20 protein-coding genes are annotated in these 20,957 nt (G+C 33.3%); 8 read left to right on the forward strand and 12 right to left on the reverse strand.

Annotation, left to right across the window (positions count from 1 at the left end):
* Positions 1–59: 59 nt before the first annotated feature.
* From hemC to LQU93_RS05610, 9 genes are read right to left on the reverse strand one after another with little or no spacing between them, the layout of a single operon-like run.
* Positions 60–998, reverse strand: a complete 939-nt coding sequence (hemC, locus tag LQU93_RS05570; protein ID WP_229932894.1) for a hydroxymethylbilane synthase — start codon at positions 996–998, stop codon at positions 60–62.
* On the reverse strand, positions 973–1,314 hold the full coding sequence (locus LQU93_RS05575; RefSeq protein ID WP_229932895.1) for a hypothetical protein: 342 nt from the start codon (positions 1,312–1,314) through the stop codon (positions 973–975). Before LQU93_RS05575 ends, hemC begins: the two co-directional genes overlap by 26 nt.
* Positions 1,292–1,693 carry an FxsA family protein gene (locus LQU93_RS05580; protein WP_229932896.1) on the reverse strand — a complete coding sequence of 134 codons (402 nt, stop codon included), beginning with the start codon at positions 1,691–1,693 and terminating at the stop codon, positions 1,292–1,294. Before LQU93_RS05580 ends, LQU93_RS05575 begins: the two co-directional genes overlap by 23 nt.
* The gene (locus tag LQU93_RS05585; RefSeq protein ID WP_229932897.1) at positions 1,687–3,390 is read right to left on the reverse strand and encodes a proline--tRNA ligase; all 1,704 of its coding nucleotides are present in this window, start codon (positions 3,388–3,390) and stop codon (positions 1,687–1,689) included. The genes LQU93_RS05580 and LQU93_RS05585 overlap by 7 nt, the downstream gene beginning before the upstream one ends.
* Positions 3,387–4,640, reverse strand: a complete 1,254-nt coding sequence (gene hemA, locus LQU93_RS05590) for a glutamyl-tRNA reductase (protein WP_229932898.1) — start codon at positions 4,638–4,640, stop codon at positions 3,387–3,389. The genes LQU93_RS05585 and hemA overlap by 4 nt, the downstream gene beginning before the upstream one ends.
* The gene (locus LQU93_RS05595; RefSeq protein ID WP_229932899.1) at positions 4,640–5,551 is read right to left on the reverse strand and encodes a polyprenyl synthetase family protein; all 912 of its coding nucleotides are present in this window, start codon (positions 5,549–5,551) and stop codon (positions 4,640–4,642) included. Before LQU93_RS05595 ends, hemA begins: the two co-directional genes overlap by 1 nt.
* Positions 5,544–5,981, reverse strand: coding sequence for a hypothetical protein (locus LQU93_RS05600; protein ID WP_229932900.1), 438 nt, complete (start codon positions 5,979–5,981; stop codon positions 5,544–5,546). Before LQU93_RS05600 ends, LQU93_RS05595 begins: the two co-directional genes overlap by 8 nt.
* 16 nt (positions 5,982–5,997) lie before the next feature.
* Entirely contained in the window at positions 5,998–6,624 is a 627-nt protein-coding gene (locus LQU93_RS05605; protein WP_229932901.1) for an HAD family hydrolase, read from the reverse strand.
* The gene (locus LQU93_RS05610; protein ID WP_229932902.1) at positions 6,621–6,953 is read right to left on the reverse strand and encodes a hypothetical protein; all 333 of its coding nucleotides are present in this window, start codon (positions 6,951–6,953) and stop codon (positions 6,621–6,623) included. Before LQU93_RS05610 ends, LQU93_RS05605 begins: the two co-directional genes overlap by 4 nt.
* Before the next feature lie 167 nt (positions 6,954–7,120).
* Here LQU93_RS05610 and LQU93_RS05615 point away from each other — a divergent pair, with 167 nt between their 5' ends.
* Positions 7,121–8,389: an O-acetylhomoserine aminocarboxypropyltransferase/cysteine synthase family protein gene (locus tag LQU93_RS05615; protein ID WP_229932903.1), complete on the forward strand. Its 1,269-nt coding sequence runs from the start codon at positions 7,121–7,123 to the stop codon at positions 8,387–8,389.
* A 141-nt stretch (positions 8,390–8,530) separates the two neighbouring features.
* Positions 8,531–9,769 (forward strand): sensor domain-containing diguanylate cyclase, encoded by a 1,239-nt coding sequence (locus LQU93_RS05620; RefSeq protein WP_229932904.1) that lies wholly within the window; start codon positions 8,531–8,533, stop codon positions 9,767–9,769.
* A gap of 950 nt (positions 9,770–10,719) precedes the next feature.
* Here LQU93_RS05620 and LQU93_RS05630 read toward each other — a convergent pair.
* Both LQU93_RS05630 and LQU93_RS05635 read right to left on the reverse strand, forming a co-directional pair.
* Positions 10,720–12,783: a TRAP transporter permease gene (locus LQU93_RS05630; RefSeq protein WP_229932905.1), complete on the reverse strand. Its 2,064-nt coding sequence runs from the start codon at positions 12,781–12,783 to the stop codon at positions 10,720–10,722.
* 97 nt (positions 12,784–12,880) lie between these two features.
* Positions 12,881–13,486: an MBL fold metallo-hydrolase gene (locus LQU93_RS05635; protein WP_229932906.1), complete on the reverse strand. Its 606-nt coding sequence runs from the start codon at positions 13,484–13,486 to the stop codon at positions 12,881–12,883.
* Positions 13,487–13,617: 131 nt separating this feature from the next.
* On the opposite strand from LQU93_RS05635, the gene LQU93_RS05640 reads away from it, so the two are divergent.
* Genes LQU93_RS05640 through kdsB form a run of 6 tightly spaced genes read left to right on the forward strand, consistent with a single transcriptional unit; the run spans position 13,618 to position 19,464 of the window.
* Entirely contained in the window at positions 13,618–14,373 is a 756-nt protein-coding gene (locus LQU93_RS05640; RefSeq protein ID WP_418884065.1) for an NAD+ synthase, read from the forward strand.
* 10 nt (positions 14,374–14,383) lie between these two features.
* Positions 14,384–15,514 (forward strand): DegT/DnrJ/EryC1/StrS family aminotransferase, encoded by a 1,131-nt coding sequence (locus tag LQU93_RS05645; protein WP_229932908.1) that lies wholly within the window; start codon positions 14,384–14,386, stop codon positions 15,512–15,514.
* On the forward strand, positions 15,507–16,418 hold the full coding sequence (locus tag LQU93_RS05650; protein WP_229932909.1) for a tetraacyldisaccharide 4'-kinase: 912 nt from the start codon (positions 15,507–15,509) through the stop codon (positions 16,416–16,418). The genes LQU93_RS05645 and LQU93_RS05650 overlap by 8 nt, the downstream gene beginning before the upstream one ends.
* Before the next feature lie 26 nt (positions 16,419–16,444).
* A complete protein-coding gene (gene argB / locus LQU93_RS05655; protein ID WP_229932910.1) occupies positions 16,445–17,290 on the forward strand; it encodes an acetylglutamate kinase in 846 nt (281 codons plus the stop codon).
* A gap of 9 nt (positions 17,291–17,299) precedes the next feature.
* Positions 17,300–18,760: a threonine synthase gene (gene thrC, locus LQU93_RS05660; protein ID WP_229932911.1), complete on the forward strand. Its 1,461-nt coding sequence runs from the start codon at positions 17,300–17,302 to the stop codon at positions 18,758–18,760.
* Positions 18,757–19,464 (forward strand): 3-deoxy-manno-octulosonate cytidylyltransferase, encoded by a 708-nt coding sequence (gene kdsB / locus LQU93_RS05665; protein ID WP_229932917.1) that lies wholly within the window; start codon positions 18,757–18,759, stop codon positions 19,462–19,464. Before thrC ends, kdsB begins: the two co-directional genes overlap by 4 nt.
* On the opposite strand, the gene LQU93_RS05670 is transcribed toward kdsB, so the two are convergent.
* The gene (locus tag LQU93_RS05670) at positions 19,461–20,600 is read right to left on the reverse strand and encodes a hypothetical protein (protein WP_229932912.1); all 1,140 of its coding nucleotides are present in this window, start codon (positions 20,598–20,600) and stop codon (positions 19,461–19,463) included. The genes kdsB and LQU93_RS05670 overlap by 4 nt on opposite strands.
* Between the last annotated feature and the right edge of the window lie 357 nt (positions 20,601–20,957).

Consider the following 20,957-nt stretch of genomic DNA (forward strand, 5'->3'; position numbering starts at 1 on the left):
TAGATTATACCAAATTTATTAAATTTTAGGTAGTGAAAAATCGCATTATCACGCTCAAACTAACTCTCACTCGCCATTTTTTCAGCTCTTGCAAGTAGCTCACGTCCGCCACGTTTTATAAATTTCTTAGCAAACTCTGCACCAGCACATTTAAAATCAGATTTTTTAATGCTAATTTCATCGGTTAAAAACTCACTTGCATCAGGCATACCAATAACTGCTTTTATTAAAATTTCATCGCCACTTATCCTAGCACTAACGCCTATCGGTGCTTGACATCCACCATTTAAACTCGCCACAAAATCACGCTCGATTGTTGTTTCAATCACAGCATTTTCGTCATTTAAAAACTCTATTTTTTCTAAAATTTCAGGCTTAAGCACAGCCTCTATACCCAACGCACCCTGTCCCATAGCTGGTATCATATGATCTATTTCAAATGCAACTATATACTTTACTTCATCTTTTAAATTTAGTCTATTTGCTCCAGCCATAGCCAAAATTATCGCATCAAACTCGCCATCTTTTAGCTTTTTAAGTCTAGTTTGCACATTTCCACGAAGCGATATTATGTTTAAATCTGGTCTCATCATTAATAGTTGCATTTTGCGACGCAAACTAGTTGTCCCAACTCTTGCACCCTTTGGCAAATCATCAAAACTAGCATAATTTTGACTTATCATAGCATCTCTTACGTCCTCACGAGAACACACAGCAACCAGCCCAAGCCCCTCTGGAAAATCAACTGGCACATCTTTTAAGCTATGCACGGCCATATCGCTATCTCCGCGAAGCATGCTCTCTTCTAACTCTTTTGTAAATAGTCCCTTGCCACCGATTTTAGCCAAAGGAGTATCTAGTATCACATCGCCCTTTGTTTTCATGCCTATAAGCTCAACTTCAAGCTCTTTGTGTTTATTTTTTATTTTGTCTTTTATATGTTGGCTTTGCCACATAGCAAGAATGCTCTTTCTAGTCGCAATAGTTAGCTTTTTCATCTAAACCCTTTCTTATCTTTACATTTTCGCCAGTTAGCTCATTTCTCATACTTTTTTGTGTTTTTAAATTTATAATATCGCTTAGTATTAAGTTGCCTTTTTTAAACACAACTTCGCTCTTTTTTATTTGCTTATTTGTACCTAAAATTTCAACTCTAGCACTTACAAAATGTGCCTCATATCCATCAACAAGCTCAATAATCTTATCCGTTTTAATTTCTATTAACTTTAAACGTTCATTTTTAGCATACACTTTTGATAAATATGTATAAATATCTGATGAAAATGCCACATTAACGCACACTAATATGCTCATCAACCACTTGCACATCTATAATCTCATCATCTTTATATCTAAAATTTTCACTTTTTAAGTCATTACTATTTTTGTTTTTAAATACAAACGAAACTATTGCTATAATTACACCAAAAATATCGCTTAAAATCCCAGGCATAAATAGCAAAAATCCAGCCAAGCCAAACCCAATACTACTAAAAATTTTAACAGGCGTTAAGCTAAAACCACCAATACCACCAAAACCAGCACTAAAAAGCAAAGCAATACCAACTGCAGCACTTAGTAAAATTTCAATCACCAAATAACCAAAACCATAACTAAGCACAAAAAAATAAGCCACTATAAACTCAATAATCAATACTGGCAAAAATAGCGATCCGCCAAAACGAATTAACATAGTAGTTCTTTTATGTTTTTAAGAGCATCTTGGCTTTTAATCTGTGATTTTTCAAGTCCGTCACGTTTAATAATCTCAACCACACCATCATTTAATCCCTTGCCGACCACTAAAGCATAAGGAAACCCTAAAAGTTCATAATCGTTAATTTTTACACCAAATCTCTCATTTCTATCATCAAGCATTACATTTATACCACATTTTTTTAGTTCTTGGTATAAATTTTGAGCGTAATTTACACTATTTTCATCTTTCATATTTGAAATAACTATCATCAAGTCAAACGGAGCACATTGCTTTTTCCATATCATGCCTTTTTCATCATGACTAGCCTCGATCATTACAGCCATTAACCTACTAACGCCGATGCCATAACAGCCCATCATAAATGGCTTTGCCTTGCCGTTTTGATCTAAAAATGTAGCATTCATAGCAGATGAGTATTTATCACCAAGCATAAATACATGCCCTACTTCTATGCCCTTGCTCACACTTAGCACTCCTCCGCACTCAGGGCATCTATCGCCATGATTTACAGATACTAAATCCTTAAATCTATCATCATTAAAACTACTTACACTTACACCGACATAGTGATAATCTATCTCATTTGCACCGCATATCATATTATTAGCATTTTTTAATTCATTATCTATATAAAAATCAACACCACTTAATCCAACTGGACCACAAAAACCAGCCACCAATCCAGCATCTTTTACATCATTTTCATCAGCATCAACAAGCTCTAAAGCCCCACAAGCATTTAATGCCTTAACATCTTGTAGCTCATCATTACCACGCACAAAAAACACAACAGCTTTTTGATACTCTTTGTAAATTGCCTTTTTTATCACAGCTTTTATACAATAAAACTCAGCCACTTTAAAAAACTCAGCCACATCTTTTATCGTTTTAGCATTTGGCGTTAGAAATTTAGCAGCATTAGCTTCAGGTGCCGCTGCGTCGGTTACTCTTGGTTTTCTTTTTGCAGCTTCAATATTTGCAGCATATTTACAGCAATTACAGCTAACCACGTCATCTTCGCCGTTTTTAGCCAATACTATAAATTCCTTACTCCCACTCCCACCTATCGCACCACTATCAGCAGCTACAGCTTTATATTCTAACCCTAAACGTGTTAAAATTTTGCCATAAACATCTTGCATAAGCTCAAACTCACGCCTTAAATCATCGCTACTAGCATGAAAACTATAAGCATCTTTCATCACAAACTCACGACCTCTTAATATCCCAAATCTAGGTCTTGCCTCGTCGCGAAATTTTGTATTTATCTGATATAAATTTAGTGGTAGTTGCTTGTAGCTATTTACTTTGCCACGCACCATGGCTACGGCACTTTCTTCGTTTGTAGGGCTTATAACAAAATCATTTTCTTTTCTATCTTTAAATCTTAAAAGCTCTTTTCCAAATACGTCAAATCTACCACTATCACGCCACAACTCAGCTGACGTAACCACGCTAAAATCGACATTTAAAGCACCGGCCTCGTCCATCTCCTCTTTTATGACGCGTGAAATTTTATCAAGCATAATTTTGCCAAGCGGTAAAAAATTATAAAGTCCAGCGCCATTTTGCTCTACAAAACCCCCACGAACCAAATAAATATGGCTTGGTAAAGTCGCATCTTTTGGTGCTTCTTTGGTTGTTGGTGCATAAAATTTTGAAAATCTCAACTCTCATCCTTTATATCAAATATTAATCTCATTGCCTTGCTAATTTCATCGGCATTTTTTAACTCTGGCATTTGCTTTAATTGCATCGTCATTGGGTGCAAAAATACCCTAAAAACCTGATCAATAAACCTATATGCTTCATCTTTATCACAGTTTTTTAAATACCCTTTTTTAATAGCTTTATCTAGCTCGTTTTTAGCTACAAATTTAGCCTGTTTTCTTATAGCTTTTATGATTGGTGTGCTTAGATTAAGTCTTGTTTGTTTTAAAAACTCAGCAGTATTTTGACCAACTAACTTGTAAGCAATATTTGCTTGCTCTTCTCGCATTGCTAAATTTTTTTGAACTATCTCTTCTAAATCATCTACAGAAAACACTTCTATATTTTCATGATTATTTAAATTTATATCTCTTGGTACAGCAATATCAAAAAAATAGCGCTTAAAATCCTTTTTTTCTACAATACTATCATTTATAATTGCATGTGGTGCAGATGTTCCTGAAAAGATTAAATCGTATGAATTTACATACTCTTTTAATTTTAAGATCGTATCCCAATCTGCTTTATTGCCAAGCTCATCAACTAATGCTTCAACACGCTGACTGCTTCTATTTATAATCAATACATTAGCACCATTTGATATAAGATGTTTTGCTGCCAACTCACACATCTCACCGGCACCAACAATCAATACCTTTTTATTTTCCAAAGAGCCAAAAATCTCTTTGGCCTTTGCAACAGCCACACTTGAAACAGAGATTGGGTTTTTAGATATTTGCGTCTCATTTCTCACACGTGCAGCACATTTTGTAGCACCCTCAACAAGAATATTTAACGCATCAGCACAAAATCCAGCATCATATGCGTATTTAAACGCCGACTTAAGCTGTCCTACTATCTGAGTTTCGCCAACCACTAAACTATCAAGCGAACTAGCCACAGCAAACAAATGATGAATGGCTCCACTATCCTCGTATATATCAGCCCTTTCAAAAAGCTCATCTTCAAATACGCCAGAGCTGATTGCCATACATCTAAGTATATGTGCTTGAGCCTGTTTTGTATCATCTACATATGCTAAAACCTCTACTCTATTGCAAGTGCTTAACACAAACGCTTCTTTGATATTTTTGTTTGCTTTTATTAATCTTAAAATTTGCTCTTTTTTTTCGTCAGTATCAAATGCAAGTTTCTCACGCACCGATATATCAGTATTTTTATGCGTAAAGCTAACGTTTAGATGATACATTAAAACTCCCTATCTATCATGCTAACAATTATCTCTTTTAACTTTTCATTTTCATATTCGCTTATCGCTTCAATGGCTTCTTTACCGAGATTTTTAGCATTTTGTATTGAAATTTCTATGCTTTTAAACTCCGTAAATTTTTGCTTTATCCACGCTTTTTGATTATCATCTAACTCTTTTAAATGATAAGATCTTAAAATTTCTTTATCGTCTTTATTTAAATTTTCATAAAGATGTATGTATGGTAGCGTAGTTTTGCCCTCTTTATAATCATTTAAGCTTGGTTTTCCTAGCTTTATGCTATCTTGAGTGATATCTAAAACATCATCTATAATCTGAAATGCAAGTCCTAAATTTTTGCCATATAGACCAAATTTATTCTCATCATATCCAGCCAAAATTGCACCACATCTAGCTGTAGCCTCTATTAATATCGCGGTTTTATAATATATCATTTGCATATATTTTTTACTATCATCATTAAAACTCTCGCCAAGCCTAACATCCATAAGCTCCCCAATACTTAACTTAACAACCGCGTCAGATATGATACTTGATATTTGTGTGCCTATTTTGCTTAATTCATAAAAAGCTTTTGAATAAAGTATATCCCCTAGCATTACGGCATCTTTTGTGCCAAAAAGTGCGTTTATGCTAGGTTTGCCACGTCTAGTATCGGCATCATCTATCACATCATCATGAAGTAAACTAGCTAAGTGTATAAGCTCTATAATTGCACAAATTTTAAGCGAATTATCGCTATCTCCAGCAATACTTAAAAGTAATTTTGATCTAAGTTTTTTGCCTGAACTAACATGCAAAAACATCTCATCAGCTACGCTATATCCAAGCTCACTTATGAAATCAGACATTATTTTATCTATCATTTTTAAACTATTTTCATTACTCATTTTCACTCCTACGTGGGGACACAAACTCCACATCTATCTTTTTTTGTATGTCTAGTATATCTACGCGAAATTTCGCCTTTTTATTCTTAAAATCAATAAAGCTTAAATATAGCTTTACGCCATCATTTGGTGGCTTATTAAAATCTGGCAAAATTCTTTGCACGTATCTATTTTGCCCATGGCGAAGCGACATGCTCATGTGTCTAGGAAATCGCCTAAAAAAGCTTTGAACCGTGATATTTGTCGTATCAAAAAGCGTCCATCTAAAATCAAAAATCTCTTTTATATTACTTGCTTTTTCTATTATAATAACTCTTGCCCACTCATCTTTTTTTAGCTCAAACTCATGACTTGGATTAAAATCAGGCGGTGTAGCAAAAGCACTATTTATAACACACAAAAAAGCAAAATATATAAAAAATTTTCTCACGCAACCAAACTTTTAATTAAATTTCTTTTATTATCTCCCACGCTTTTTGAGTTGTATCAACTAAAAAATCAGGATTAGAACTAGCAGTGCCAAAACCCCAAGTAACGTGAATATAAGGCACTTTAGCATTTTTTGCAGCCATCTCATCTTTTAAGCTATCACCTACAAAAACCGCCTTTAAAGCCCCTGTTTTTTCAACGGCTAAGTGAAGCATTTGTGGATTTGGTTTTTCAGCTACGCCATTACCTGCACCAATAACCTCATCAAAAAGATGCAATATCTCGTTTTTAGCTAAAATTTCAGCCAAAGTATGCGATGGTGCATTTGAGGCTAAAACTAGCTTAAATCCAGCGTCTTTGCAGCTATTTAGCAAATCTTTTATACCTTCATAGCATCTAGCATATAAGTCGTAATTTTTTTTAAAATTTTTCTCAAAACCAGCTTTTAGCGACGAGCTTGGATTTTGCAAACCATATAAATCAAACGCCAAATTTCTACCTGGCTCATTTATAACACGTGTTATATACGCCGTTGCAAGTGGCTCTAACCCCATATCGGCCCTTATGTCATTTATAGTTATCTCAATCGCCTTGGAGCTATCTATAATCGTGCCATCCATATCAAATATGATAACCTTACTCAATGTTCGTCCTTATAGCTATTTTTATGTTTTTCTTTTTTATATGTTTTTTGATTTCTTAGCTTATCAAGCAAATTTGCACTCTTAATCATCTGTGTTTTTTCGCCATTACTAAGCACCAAATTAACAAAATTTTCAAGCTCTTTTGTATAAGCATTGTCTAAATACACAGCCTGTGCTTTTTCAAAAATTTTAGCATTTTTATTCATTCTAAGCCTAAATTCATTCTCGTCAAAATCATCTCTTTTTAGGCTTGTTACGGCTGATTTTGCAAATTTTTCCAATGCTCTTAAGTATTTTACTCTTTTTGCTTTTTCGTCTTGATTGCTCATATTTTCACTTAAAATTTTAGGTAAAATGATACCAAAAAAATCTAAATTTAAAATTTTTATTTTTTTTACGTTATTTTTACTTTAATTATAATAAAATCATGAAATTTTAAGTAAGCATGATTTTATTTAAAATTTAAATAATTATTAAGCAAAATAAGGGAGTAAAAATGAATCAAGAAACAATTGCAACACACTTTGGTTACAACACCAAAAGCGGAACAGGTGCGATGGCTGTACCAGTATATATGAGTGCAGCATTTGATTTTGGCTCCAGTGACACAGCAGCTGCTAGATTTGCATTAAAAGAATTTGGACCTATTTATTCGCGTCTTACAAACCCAACGCTTGACGTTTTAGAAACAAGATTTGCAGCCTTTGCTGGTGCAAAAATGGCTATTAGCACTTCAAGCGGTGAAGCGGCGATATTTTACGCTATAGCAAATTTAGCACAAGCTGGAGATAACATCATCGTAGCACAAAAAATTTATGCCGGTTCTTTGCTAACTAAGACTTTTAAACGTTTTGGAATACAAGCTAAGATATTTGACGCAGATAGTGCCGATGATTTAGAAGCTTTAATAGATGATAAAACAAAAGCAATATTTTTTGAAAGTTTAGCAAATCCGCAAATTTCAGTTGCAAATATCCAAAAGATAGTAGATATAGCAAAAAAACACAAAGTTATAACCATAGTTGATAATACCGTCGCAACTCCAGTGCTTTTTGATGCACACACTCACGGCATCGATGTAGCGGTGTATTCAGCGACAAAATACATAAATGGTAACGGAACAGCCCTTGGCGGATTAATCACAGCATCAAATCACTTAAATAGCATAATAAAAAACAACCCAAGATATGAGTGGTTTAACGAACCAGACGATACCTATCATGGACTAATATACGCACAACTGCCTGACGAATTAGATTGTTATATTTTACGTATAAAATTATGCTTATTGCGCGACATTGGTGCAACACTAGCACCACATAGTGCTTTTATGATGATACAAGGACTTGAGACGTTAAGCTTAAGAATGGCAAAAGTATGCGAAAATGCTGAAAAAATAGCAAATTTTTTAAGCTCTCATCCAAAAGTAAAAAATGTAAATTACCCTACTTTAAAAGACAATCCAAGTTATGAAAAAGCACAAAAATATCTAAAAAATGGTAAGGCAAGTGGTCTTATAAGCTTTGATTTGGGCGATAAGCAATTAGCAACTCGTGTCATAAATGCAGTTAAATTATTTTCAATTGTAGTAAATATAGGCGACAGCAAGTCTTTAATAACACATCCTGCAAGCACTACACACTTTCAACTAAGCGATGATGAACTAAATGCTGTAGGCGTGGGTCCTGGCGTAATACGACTAAGCATAGGCATAGAAAACGTTGATGATTTAATAACTGATTTAGATAACGCCTTACAAGCCTAGAGTAAATTTGGGAAATTTAAATAAATTTCCCAATATGAATTTTGTCTATAATTTTCAAATAAGTTTTTAAGCCTATATATTTTTAAATTACTTTTAGTAAAATTACAATACTTAAAAATTTTATAAACTAAGGAATTAAAAGTGTTTGCACACGAACAAACCCTATATATAATAGGTCTAACACAACAAAATTTCAAGCTTATATTGGATTTGGCTCCAAAAGATTTAGTGTTAAAATATTATGAAAATTTAGACAATATTGATTTAAAAAAGGCTGATTATATAATAGCAAAATTAGAAATTCATGAGATTACAACCATCACAGATAAATTGCAAAATTTAAATAAAAATTTAGACATCTTAACACTTTGTATTAACAAAGATGATTTTTATACTCTAAACTTAGATGATATACACGATATTTGGCCAAGCGAACCTAATAAAAATGATATAAAATTTTATTTTAAAAAGTTAATTAAAACGATTGAATTTAACAATAGATTTTTTGAGCAAAAAGAAATTTTTGAGACTATTATAAACTCAACCGATGATTTAATCTGGGTAAAAGATACCATAGGAAGGCATAAACTCTTTAACAACAGCTTTTTAGACGCACTACCATCGGCTCCAGATGGACACAGAAAAACACGCGAAGAATGCACAAATAGAGGGCATTTGTTTATATGGGAGCTAAGTCCGGAGGATTACGAGCAAGGCGAGTTTATATGTATGGAGTCTGAAATAGATGTCATGAGAGCTGATGCGACGCTTACGCTAAATGAAACACTAAAAGTTGGCTCTGGTGAGCTACGTAGTCTAATAACCAAAAAAGCACCAATTCATGATAGAAATGGCAAAATCATGGGAACGATTGGTGTGGCAAAAGATGTCACACAAGAGCTTTTATACAAAAAACAGCTTAAGAAAATAGCATATACAGATATGCTTACAGGTTTATATAATAGACGCTATATATATGACTGGATGGATAGAAACTCACATAAGAATTTTGGTATTTTATTTATGGATTTAAACGACTTTAAATATGTAAATGACAAATACGGACACGTAGTCGGTGATGAAGCACTAATGGCTACTGCAAATACACTCAAAGATCAGCTTAAAGGCTATATTTTAGGCAGATTTGGCGGAGATGAGTTTATAGCTATACGTGACAAATGCGATGTTGATTTACAAAAAGAAGCGGATAAGCTAGTTAAAATACTTGAAAAAACGTATGCAACAAATCAAAACTACACAAAACTAGGTATAAGCGTTGGATACGCCATAAATAATCCAAAAGATCCAGATATAGAAGGAATTATCCATAAAGCCGATACTCATATGTATAAGCACAAAACCCAAAGCAAAATGGCTTAAACTAAAAGGTTAAATTTAACTTAAGCTCCAAACAAGGAGCTTTCTTAAAGAGGTGATTTTGCCAATGTTCTTAAAAAATAACGAGCGTAGCGAAGTTAAAAAATAAGTATATATAGTTTCTGAATTTCAAAAAAGAATTTAAAGAAATTTTGAAATATTTTTATATAGGTATAAAAACAAGTAAGATATCAAAAATCATAGGAATTTAGAAGTAACTTTACGTAAATATTTTAAACAAAGCTCAATTTAACTTAACCCTATTTTATCTTATTAGTTTTAATAAAATTTGATAGAGATTTTTGCAAGTTTTAAATCCAAACTCACACTTTTTTAAGTGTAACAAAAAGTTATCTCTTTTTATGCTTTTAAATTTGTTTAATCTATTTTTTGCAAAAAATGTTTTTTAAAACAGTTTTAAAATTTCTTTAAATTTCGCTTCTGAAATTTTTGAGTGATATATATACTTATTTTTATCGACAAAATCATAACTTAAAGCTGCTTTTATTTGATTTAAGTTAAATTGAGCCAAAACAAATAAAATTTTAATAGCAAATGAATGCAAAAAATAGCTAAAATTAGTGGTAAAATAAAGATTGAGAGTTACTTTGATGCTAAAATACGTGATCTTGTGCTTATACTCTCTTTGAAAAAGAGAGTGTGGAACCAGTAAAAACAACCAATGTTTCTACTTCGCTAGCGTAGCTATAAAAGGTAGCTAAAATAAATATGGCATGATCTATATGCAAATATTTACTGCCAATTTTAAGAAAATTTAGCGAACTTGATGATAGCATTATCTACTTTGATAGCTAGAAAATTTATGATGGACTTGTGTTAAATTTTAGCTCATTATAGAGTTAAACACTGCAAGAATGTGTTTGCAATTGTATAAAATCATATCAATGCAATAGATTAAATTAAAAAGATGTATGGGGATAAAATCCCCAAAATTAAGATGTTGCTTGAAGTTTTTTAAGCCTTAAATGATCAATCCACTGAGTAGCAAAAACAAAAGCATATATGGCACCAGCGATGACGTATCCAAAATATTCATTTGGTATGATGGAATATTTTGCACAAACGTTTGGCACTAGGGCTAGTGGCACTACTGGGATTAGTAGCACTCTCTCCCACATTCTAAGTTTATTAACAAAATACCCTTGTAAAACGGAAGTAAAAGCAAACATCCCAATTAAAGCCATACCAAAAACAAGACCTATCTCAAACGGATTGCTCATCCAAACTATACCTTTAGCATCACTTGGATTTGTGGCATCAACACTTTCAATTAGCAAGAGTTTGCTATTAAAGAAAAAAGCAAAAGGCAAAATCGCTGTGCGTAAATCATAGAAAAATCCTTGTATGCCAACTGTTATGGGATTTGCTTTGGCGATACCAGCCGCAGCATATGCTGCTATACCAACAGGCGGAGTATCGTCGGCTAAAATCCCAAAATAAAACACAAACAAATGCACTGCTATTAATGGTATCAAAAATCCATTTTTAAGTGCCAACATATAAATAACTGGTGCAACTAAACTAGAAACAACTATATAATTTGCTGTAGTAGGCAGTCCCATGCCAAGTATTAATGACATAAGTGCTGTTAAAAATAGTATTAATATAATATTATCTCCAGCAACAGCCTCAACCACCTCAGATAAAACCTGCCCTAATCCAGTAAGAGATATAGAGCCTACTATTATCCCTGCAAGTGCAGTAGCAGCTGCAATGGTCGTCATATTTTTAGCAGCTGCTACCATAGCCCAAAATATGTCAGCAAAACCAAGCAAGATATCATCCAAGCCAACCTTTTCTCTCGTGGCTAATTTTTTTACAGGCTCTTGAAATATCATTATTAAAAACAAAAATCCTATCGCATTAAATGCCGCTGATATAGCTGATTCTTTAGCAATTAAAAGCGTATATAAAAGCACAAATATTGGCGTTAGATAGTGTATACCGCTAAGGAAAATTTTAAGTTTAGATTGATACTTGCTATCTTCTATACCCTTAAGCCCAAGCTTAACACTTTCTAAATGAACGATAAAAAACAAAGATATATAACAAGCAAAAGCTGGTATAAGTGCCGCCATCATGACATTTGAATAACTCATGCCTAAAAACTCAGCTATAATAAAAGCAGCCGCTCCCATAATAGGTGGCATAAGCTGTCCATTAACCCCAGCCGCAACTTCAATGGCTCCAGCCTTTGTCCTGCTTAAACCCGCTTTTTTCATAAGCGGTATAGTAAAAGTGCCAACAGTTACAACATTTGCTGTTGAGCTTCCACTTACCATGCCAGTAAGACCACTTGCTATAACTGATGCTTTTGCTGGTCCTCCACGAAATTTACCAAGCATAGCAAACGCAACATTTATAAAATACTGCCCTGCTCCAGCACGTTCAAGCAAAGAACCAAACAATACAAAAAGATATATAAAACTCACGCTAACGCCAAGCGGAACACCAAAAATACCCTCAGTAGTCAAAAACATATGACCTGCTAATTTTTGCAAACTAGCACCCTGATGAGAAATGATATCAGGCATGTATTGCCCAAAATAATCATATGCTAAAAATATAGCACAGATTATGCCAAGTGCTGGTCCAAGCACACGTCTGCCAGCCTCAAGCACGATGATAATTGCAATACAAGCAACTATAATGTCACGCTGTAAATAATCACCAGGTCTTTGTGCAAGTCCGTAAAAATCAACCGCAGGATAAAGCACACAACAAACACCCAAAACAAACAACACAATATCATAAAAAGGCATCTTAAAATGTGCCGATTTGTGAAATTTAACTGGATATAGCAAAAATATAAGACCAAGACCAAAAGCTAAGTGTATAGAACGAGATATGGTTGTGTTAAGCGGAAAATAAGCTATATAAAGCTGAAAAGCAGACCATAAAAAACATATAAAAACCACCAAATAATTATAAAAATTGCCATCAATCTCGCGGGTTTTGACCTCAACAAATTCTTCTTTTTCGACGTTTTCGCTCATTAAACCTCCCCAATATTTGCTTATTACTTGTAAATGTTTAGATTATAACTAAATAAAATTTTTAATTAGCTTATATTTGCGATGGCTTTGTAAATTTTTACTTTAAGGTTGATTTTATATATCTTATATATGCGTCAAAATTTTCCCTTTCACGCTCTAATGTTGTGCTTTCGCCATGTCCAGGATATATGGTATATCTGCCTTTAAGTTGCTTACATTTTTCAACACTTTTAAGCATATCAAAACCATTTGAATACTCAAAATCCCACCTTCCAATACTGTCTTTAAATAAAAAATCACCACTAAAAATCATATCATCTATCTCAATCATACTGCATCCTGGCGTATGCCCTGGAAAATAGTGATATTTAAATTTAAATCCACCATACACATACTCACCCTCTTCTACCATAAAATCAGCCTCACAACACTCATATCCCATATAATCTTGATCGCTTCTTAGGAAAAATGCATCATTTTTATGTATAAAAATTGGGACTTTAAGCTCTTTTTTTAATGCCGCCACATCATAAATGTGATCAAAATGCCCATGAGTAAGAAGTATTGCACGAGCATTTTTCACGCTTTTAATAACCCATTCGCAAGAACCTTCGCCCGGATCTATTATAAGTTCTTGTTCGCCTTCACGCACGATATAGCAATTTGTTTGATATATCCCAAAAGTTTTTCTAAATACCATCATAATTAAGAATTTCCATTACATTTAATTTTCATTTGGAATTTTATCTTTTTATTTTTAAATATAACTTTAATAATAAAATTAGTATAATCGCAGAGTTTAAATTTTTAACATAGGCTTAAAATATGAGAAAAATTAATTATTCTAACATAAAAAACCAACTTATAAATTTTTTACAAGACTATCTTAGTAAAAGTGGGGCTAATGGATTTTTATTAGGTGTTAGTGGCGGTCTTGATTCGGCTGTTGTAGCTACACTATGCAAACACGCTGCACCAAATTCCACCTATGCACTACTAATGCCAACATCAACATCATCACAGACAAATTTAGATGACGCTTACAACCTATGTAAAACACTTGAGATAAATCATAAAGTGATAAATTTAGACGATATATTAAACGCCTACAAAACAACACTTGATATAAAAAATCACCACCGACTAGGCAACATAATGGCACGAATTAGAATGAGCCTACTATACGATGCATCGTTTAACATAAATGCCTTGGTTGTTGGCACAAGCAATAAAAGCGAACTAATGCTTGGATATGGGACGATTTATGGGGATTTGGCATATGCTTTAAATCCTATCGGCGAGCTTTACAAAAGCGAAATTTTTGAGTTTGCAAAATTTTTACAAATAGATGAGAAAATAATAAACAAAGCTCCAAGTGCTGATTTGTTTGAAGGGCAAAGCGACGAGGCTGATCTTGGATACAGCTATGCTGTGCTTGATAAAGTGCTTGAGTTTATTGAAGTAAATGGCGATAATTATGAAAATTTGATCAAAAATTTCAACGATGAACTATTGATAAATACTGTGCTTAAACGCGTAAATTCAAGCGAATTTAAACGTCGTATGCCAATAATTGCAAAAATATCATAAAGGACACTATATGCAAGAGATTTTATTTTACAAACCAACAATTGATGATAATGATATAGAGGCTATCAAGAAAACTCTAAGTAGCCAAAATAATACTGTCGTGCATGAGCTAGAGAGTTATTTAACAAAATTTTTTGGCGTAAAACATGCTGTTTCAACTAGTTCAAACGCCGCAACGCATCATTTAGCCCTAAGTGCTATGGATGTAAAACGCGGAGATAAATTTATCTGCTCGGTTAATGCTTTTCCTAGCATAGCACAAGCTATCCGCCACTTTGATGCTGAGCCAATACTTGTAGATATAGACGAAGATGATTTTAACATCGATCCAAATGCATTAAAAGAGTGCTTGCAAAAAAATCATCACAAAAAACTAAAGGGTGTGTTTGTAAATCACGTTGCAGGTCAAAGTGCAATGATATCAGAAATAAAAAAAATAGCTGACGAATACGAAATACAAGTACTTGATGATGCAAACGAGGCAGTAGGACTTACTTATAATGGCGAAAAACTAGCAGCAAAAGAGTCTATTCTTACTTGTTTTCATATACATTCACAGCTTATTAATCCTATCTCAGCGGCTGGTTTTATGATAACAAACAATGACGAACTTGCACAAAAAGCACAGCTTTTACGCAACCATGCACTAATAAATGGACTTGATCGTCATGGAAATTTAAGCTACGTGTATGATGTGGTTGATATCGGTTTAAAATATGACATAACTGCTATAAATGCAGCATTTGCACTATCTCAGCTACAAAAATATGACACATTTAGAAAACGTCGCCAACATATCGCTGAAATTTACAACCGCGAATTAAAAGACGTCCCACACGTAAGCACTCCGATTAAAAAACGCGATCACGCATACACACAATATATCATAAAAATAGACAAAAACCGCGATAGTTTCGCACGTGAATTGCTAGATAATGGCATACATACTTCACTTCACTATATACCTATTCACCTATTAAGCTACTATAAAAACAAATATAACTTAAAGGTAAATGCTTATCCAAATGCATTAAAAACATACCAGCAAGTTCTATCGCTGCCGATATACAACTCGCTAAAAGATGAAGAAGTAATGTATATCTGTGATAAGATAAAACAAATAGCAAAAACACGTGTATAAAAACCTACATAAGTGGGCTGAGAGATATTTTCTTAGCCCAAATATTTTTGAGACTTTACTAGCTTTTTTACTCTATCCACTAGGTCTTATATACTCATTAATAATTAAACTAAAATTTCTACTTAGACATGAAATTTCACACGATATACCAGTTATTAGCGTAGGCAACTTAACACTTGGCGGTAGTGGCAAAACACCGCTTAGTATAGCAATTTTAAATGAATTTAGTGGCGGTTTTGTTGTGCTTAGAGGATACAAAAGAAAAAGCAAAGGATTAATACTTGTAGCCAAACATGGCGAAATTTTAGCAGATGTCAATTTAAGTGGCGATGAGGCAATGGAGTATGCAAAAAATGTCAAAAATGCAAACGTAATAGTCAGCGAAAACCGTAGCACAGCAATCCTTAAAGCTAAAGAACTAGGTGCTAAATACGTCTTGCTTGATGATGGATTTGGGAAATTTCACATCAAAAAATTAAATATACTAATCCGCCCAAAACCTGAGCCAAAGTTTAAATTTTGCATACCAGCTGGAGCGTATAGATACCCACATAGCTTTTATCGATACGCTGATTTTATCGCTTGTGAAGGGCTAACGCACTTTCGCAAAAGCCACATTCAAAATCAAACCAAAAAGATGGTGCTAGTAACAGCTATAGCAAATCCAAGTAGGTTAAATGAGCATTTAAAGATATGTATAGCTCATGAGTTTTATCCAGACCATTATGATTTTAAACGACAAGAACTAGTTGAAATTTTAAACAAATACGACGCAACATCGCTTTTAGTAACACAAAAAGATTTAGTCAAGATAGAAAAATTTAATCTACCAATCTCACTCATCAAGCTAAAAACCACTTTAAGCCCTGAGTTTAAAGAGCTTATAAAGACAAAAATTTTATAATATCCGCTTTAAAACAAGGATAAATTTTGCATAAAAAAATTAAAACTGCTAACGTAATCATATCCGCACTGCCCTATATTCAGAAATTTCGCGATAAGATTTTTGTCATAAAATATGGTGGTTCAGCACAAACAGACGATAAGTTAAAAGAAGATTTTGTAAAAGATATCACCTTGCTTCAAATAGTTGGCATAAAAGTCGTAGTCGTGCATGGCGGTGGCAAAAAGATAAATAACTACCTTGACAAACTTGAAATTAAAAGCGAATTTATAGATGGGCTTAGAGTTACGACAAAAGAGGCAATGCAAGTCGTAGAGATGGTATTAAGTGGCTCCATAAACAAAGAGATAACCGCATTATTAAATAAAAATGGCACAAGAGCTGTTGGCATAAGTGGCAAAGATGCAAATTTATTAAAAGCAAAGACACTAAATGACGGTAAATACGGCTATGTTGGCGAGATAACCGATGTAAATGCGGCCCTTATATTAAATCTTATAAAAGATGGATTTGTGCCAGTTATAGCACCAATAGCCACAGATGATGACGCAAACAGTTACAATATAAATGCAGATTTATGTGCTTCAAAAGTAGCAAGTGCATTAAAAGCAGAAAGAGTGATATTTCTAACCGATACTAGGGGTATTTTAGACCAAAACGGCGAATTAATTAGCAAACTAGATAAAAAAGAGATAGATAAACTCAAGCAAAACGGCGTAATAAGTGGCGGAATGATACCAAAGGTAGATGCGGCACTAGAGTGTGTGAAAAATGGCGTTTCAAACGCACATATATTAGATGGACGATTATCGCATTCTTTGCTTTTGGAGCTATTTACCGATGATGGAATCGGCACGATGATAAAACAGTAAGGAGAAATTATGAAGCTAACTCAAACACGTGCAAACAAGGGCGAAAAACTACAAAAAGTAAAACTAAGCGAGGCTTTGCTATCGCCAAGTTCAGCTCATGGCGGACTATATGCACCGTCTAAATTTCCACTCATTACAGATGCTTTGTGGGCAGAACTAGGTGAATTAAAATACTCAAAATTTGCCCTAAAAATAATAAAAATGTTTAAATTTGATATCAAAAAAAGCGTTTTTAAAAAGGCCATTAAACGTTATAAAAATTTTGATGATGGCAAAAATCCAGTGCCTTTAAAGCAGATTAAAAAGCGTCTTTTTGTAAATGAGTTATATCATGGACCAACACGTGCGTTTAAAGATATGGCACTTCAACCATTTGGCGAAATTTTAAGCTCTCTAGCTCAAAAAAGTAGGCAAAACTATCTAATTATGTGTGCCACAAGTGGCGATACTGGCCCAGCTACGCTAAAAACTTTTGCTAATGCAAAAAACATAAAAGTAGTGTGTTTATACCCTGCAAATGGCACCAGCGAAGTTCAAAGATTGCAAATGGTATGTATGCAAGGCTCAAACCTAAAAACAATTGGTATAAAAGGCGATTTTGACGATGCTCAAAGCACTTTAAAATCACTTCTTGCTGATGATGATTTTAAGGCAACTCTAAAGAAGCAAAACTTAAATTTAAGTGCTGCCAACTCAGTAAATTTTGGTAGAATTTTGTTTCAGATCATCTATCATGCATATGCATACGCAAGATTATTAAAACAAAACGTGATAAAAAACGACGAATATATCGATATCGTCGTGCCAAGTGGCAATTTTGGCAACGCACTTGGTGCATACTATGCCAAAAAAATGGGTGCAAAAATTGATAAAATCAAAATCGTTTCAAACGCAAACAATATCCTAACTGAGTTTTTTAACACTGGAATTTATGATCTAAGAGGCAAAAAGTTAATTCAAACTATAAGCCCAGCAATGGATATACTAATAAGCTCCAATATCGAAAGACTGCTTTTTGATAAATTTGGAGCAATTAGAACCAAAGAGTTAATGGACGATTTAAAAACTAATAAATTTTACAAACTAAGCAATGATGAGCTAGAGCAGATCAAAAAAGATTTTGAAGCGGATTTTGCAAGTGATAAAAAATGTGAAAAATATATAAAAAAATATGCCAAAAAAGGCTATGCGATAGACCCTCATACTGCAACGTGCTTTAAAATGGCAAAATCAAAAAACACAACAATCATAACCTCAACCGCACATTGGGTAAAATTTGCTCCAAGTATGCTAAAAGCAAACAAATTAAGTGCCATAGATGAAAAAGATGGGTTAAACAAACTAGCAAATTTATATAAAGAAAAGGTGCCGCATACGATAAATTCGCTATTTAACGCAAAAATTTTACACCCTGACGTAGTAGAAAAAAATCAGATCAAATCAAGTATAAGCGAGTGGATAAAACGATGATAATTATACCTGCACGTCTTGGTTCAACAAGGTTTAAGGATAAAATTTTAGCCGATATATTTGGTGTGCCGATGTTTGTTGCAACAGCCAAAAATGTAAGCAAAGTCGATGATGTAGTGGTTGCTGTAGATGATGAAAAAGTAAAATCAATCGCTACATCACACGGCATAAAAGCCGTCATGACAGATACAAATCATCAAAGTGGAACGGACAGGATAAGACAAGCGGCACAAATTTTAGGCTTAAATGATGATGAGCTAATCATAAACGTTCAAGCCGATGAGCCATTTATAGAGGCTGAAAATATTAAGAAATTTAAGGACTTTTGCGACAAAAATATAGATAATGCATTTATGTTTTCATGCTATAAATCAGCCTTAAATGAGAACATAGATGATAAAAATTTAGTCAAAGTCATCACAGATATAAACTCAAACGCCATATACTTCTCACGCTCACGCATACCATTTAATAGAGATGAATTTAGCGATTATAAAATACATCTTGGAATATATGCATATAGGGTAAAAAATTTAAAACAATTTTGCACGATGCCATACTCAGTGCTTGAAAATACCGAAAAACTAGAGCAATTAAGGGCGTTAGAAAATGGCAAAAAAATAGCAATGTTACAAATACAAAGCCAAAGCATAGGTATAGACAGCCCTGATGATTTAGCTAAAGCATTGGCAAAATTTGCTTAATTTACCACGCAAGATACATTTTTGGGATAAGTGCTAATGCCATACTCAGCAGCATCTATATCCCACGCATCTAAATTTGCACGACGAGATATTATATGCTCAAACCCCTTTTGATTTAGCTCTATAAATACTTTTAAATTACTGCCTTTTTTACACACAATACTCTCAAAAAATCTCGAAAAATACTCAATATCAAGCTCATCATTTTGAATAGATCTATTTAGCATAAGCTCTAAGTTATTAAGCGATTTAAACACGCTTTGAGCCGATGAAAACATCCCAAATCTCTTGTAATACTCAACTAAATTATTCTCATCAAGCACGATATTTTTCGTGTAGTTTTTACTAGCTTGCTCATAGATGATATTATAAAGCATAATAAAAGCATTTTGGTTTTTGGCAAATTTGCCATTATTATCACCAGACAACACATAGCCATCTTTGACAAAATGTCTTTCATTTTTGTAAAAAAAGCTTAAATTTGCTATTTCATGCTCAAAACGTTTCTTTCTACCAAATGGCACATACTCAAATACACCCATCTTATCAAGAACAGCAGATGTCTTAACACCAGCATCTAATTCATGCTGCATAAAATATCTCACAAAACCGCCCTGCTCCTGCGAAAATTCATTTAAATACTCTATCTTATCAAGATATGCACAACGATATAATTTAACAAATTCGGCATTTAATCGAACCTGTATCTCATCTGGTATATCACTATACTTATCACTATTCTTGACACTTATATACTCAATTATGTTTAGCTCTTTTTCAATTTTATCTTTGACAAAAATTCTTATCTTTACCTGCTCTAATTCGTTTAATCTTTTAATTGTATCAATCGCACTTTTTGTTATATCTGTCTTAAATTTTTTAGCAAGCTCAGATTTTTTAATACTAAATGAAAAATTCCCTTTAATAAGTTTGTTTTGTGAGTGAAGTATATATAAGCATTCTTCATAAAGCAACAAATGCGAATATGTCAAAAATACATTGTCAATTACTATATTATAATAACATCTAGTGATTGAGTAACGCTTGTTATTTTGCAAAAAATCTGTATAAATTTTACCGCCGGAGCTTGGATAAATCTTAAAAACGTCATAAGCTTCTAAAAATATATTTTCCATTTTCTATACTTTAATTTAAATATAATAATTAAGAATTTTATTAAACAAAGCTTTTATATAGCTTAAATTTATATTTAATACCAACCAAAATCATCAAATCATTATTATCTAAACATGCAAACAAAAATCTATATCAAAATGTAACATAATAAACACTCTTTGGATTTAAGGCTTTTTAAAATAACACAAAATAAAAATATACCTTATATTGTATATTACCACTTGTGTTTTGGTACTCTCTTTAAGAAACTTCTCAAGCCCCAAAGAATGATGGTAGCGACAAAAGCCAAGCGAAGCACTCGGCATAAAAACTTCCATTAAACCAAAGAATGAGAGCAGTAATCGTAAAAGAAAATC

It is taken from the genome of Campylobacter majalis (assembly GCF_905120465.1).
GTDB lineage: Bacteria > Campylobacterota > Campylobacteria > Campylobacterales > Campylobacteraceae > Campylobacter_A > Campylobacter_A majalis.

What these genes read in the sequence shown, in the direction of transcription:
- hemC (WP_229932894.1), bottom strand. Translation starts at nt 998, where the DNA reads ATGAAAAAGCTAACTATTGCGACTAGAAAGAGCATTCTTGCTATGTGG.
- LQU93_RS05575 (WP_229932895.1), bottom strand. Translation starts at nt 1,314, where the DNA reads ATGAGCATATTAGTGTGCGTTAATGTGGCATTTTCATCAGATATTTAT.
- LQU93_RS05615 (WP_229932903.1), top strand. Translation starts at nt 7,121, where the DNA reads ATGAATCAAGAAACAATTGCAACACACTTTGGTTACAACACCAAAAGC.
- LQU93_RS05645 (WP_229932908.1), top strand. Translation starts at nt 14,384, where the DNA reads ATGCAAGAGATTTTATTTTACAAACCAACAATTGATGATAATGATATA.
- LQU93_RS05635 (WP_229932906.1), bottom strand. Translation starts at nt 13,486, where the DNA reads ATGATGGTATTTAGAAAAACTTTTGGGATATATCAAACAAATTGCTAT.
- LQU93_RS05580 (WP_229932896.1), bottom strand. Translation starts at nt 1,693, where the DNA reads ATGTTAATTCGTTTTGGCGGATCGCTATTTTTGCCAGTATTGATTATT.
- kdsB (WP_229932917.1), top strand. Translation starts at nt 18,757, where the DNA reads ATGATAATTATACCTGCACGTCTTGGTTCAACAAGGTTTAAGGATAAA.
- LQU93_RS05630 (WP_229932905.1), bottom strand. Translation starts at nt 12,783, where the DNA reads ATGAGCGAAAACGTCGAAAAAGAAGAATTTGTTGAGGTCAAAACCCGC.
- hemA (WP_229932898.1), bottom strand. Translation starts at nt 4,640, where the DNA reads ATGTATCATCTAAACGTTAGCTTTACGCATAAAAATACTGATATATCG.
- LQU93_RS05670 (WP_229932912.1), bottom strand. Translation starts at nt 20,600, where the DNA reads ATGGAAAATATATTTTTAGAAGCTTATGACGTTTTTAAGATTTATCCA.
- LQU93_RS05610 (WP_229932902.1), bottom strand. Translation starts at nt 6,953, where the DNA reads ATGAGCAATCAAGACGAAAAAGCAAAAAGAGTAAAATACTTAAGAGCA.
- thrC (WP_229932911.1), top strand. Translation starts at nt 17,300, where the DNA reads ATGAAGCTAACTCAAACACGTGCAAACAAGGGCGAAAAACTACAAAAA.
- LQU93_RS05595 (WP_229932899.1), bottom strand. Translation starts at nt 5,551, where the DNA reads ATGAGTAATGAAAATAGTTTAAAAATGATAGATAAAATAATGTCTGAT.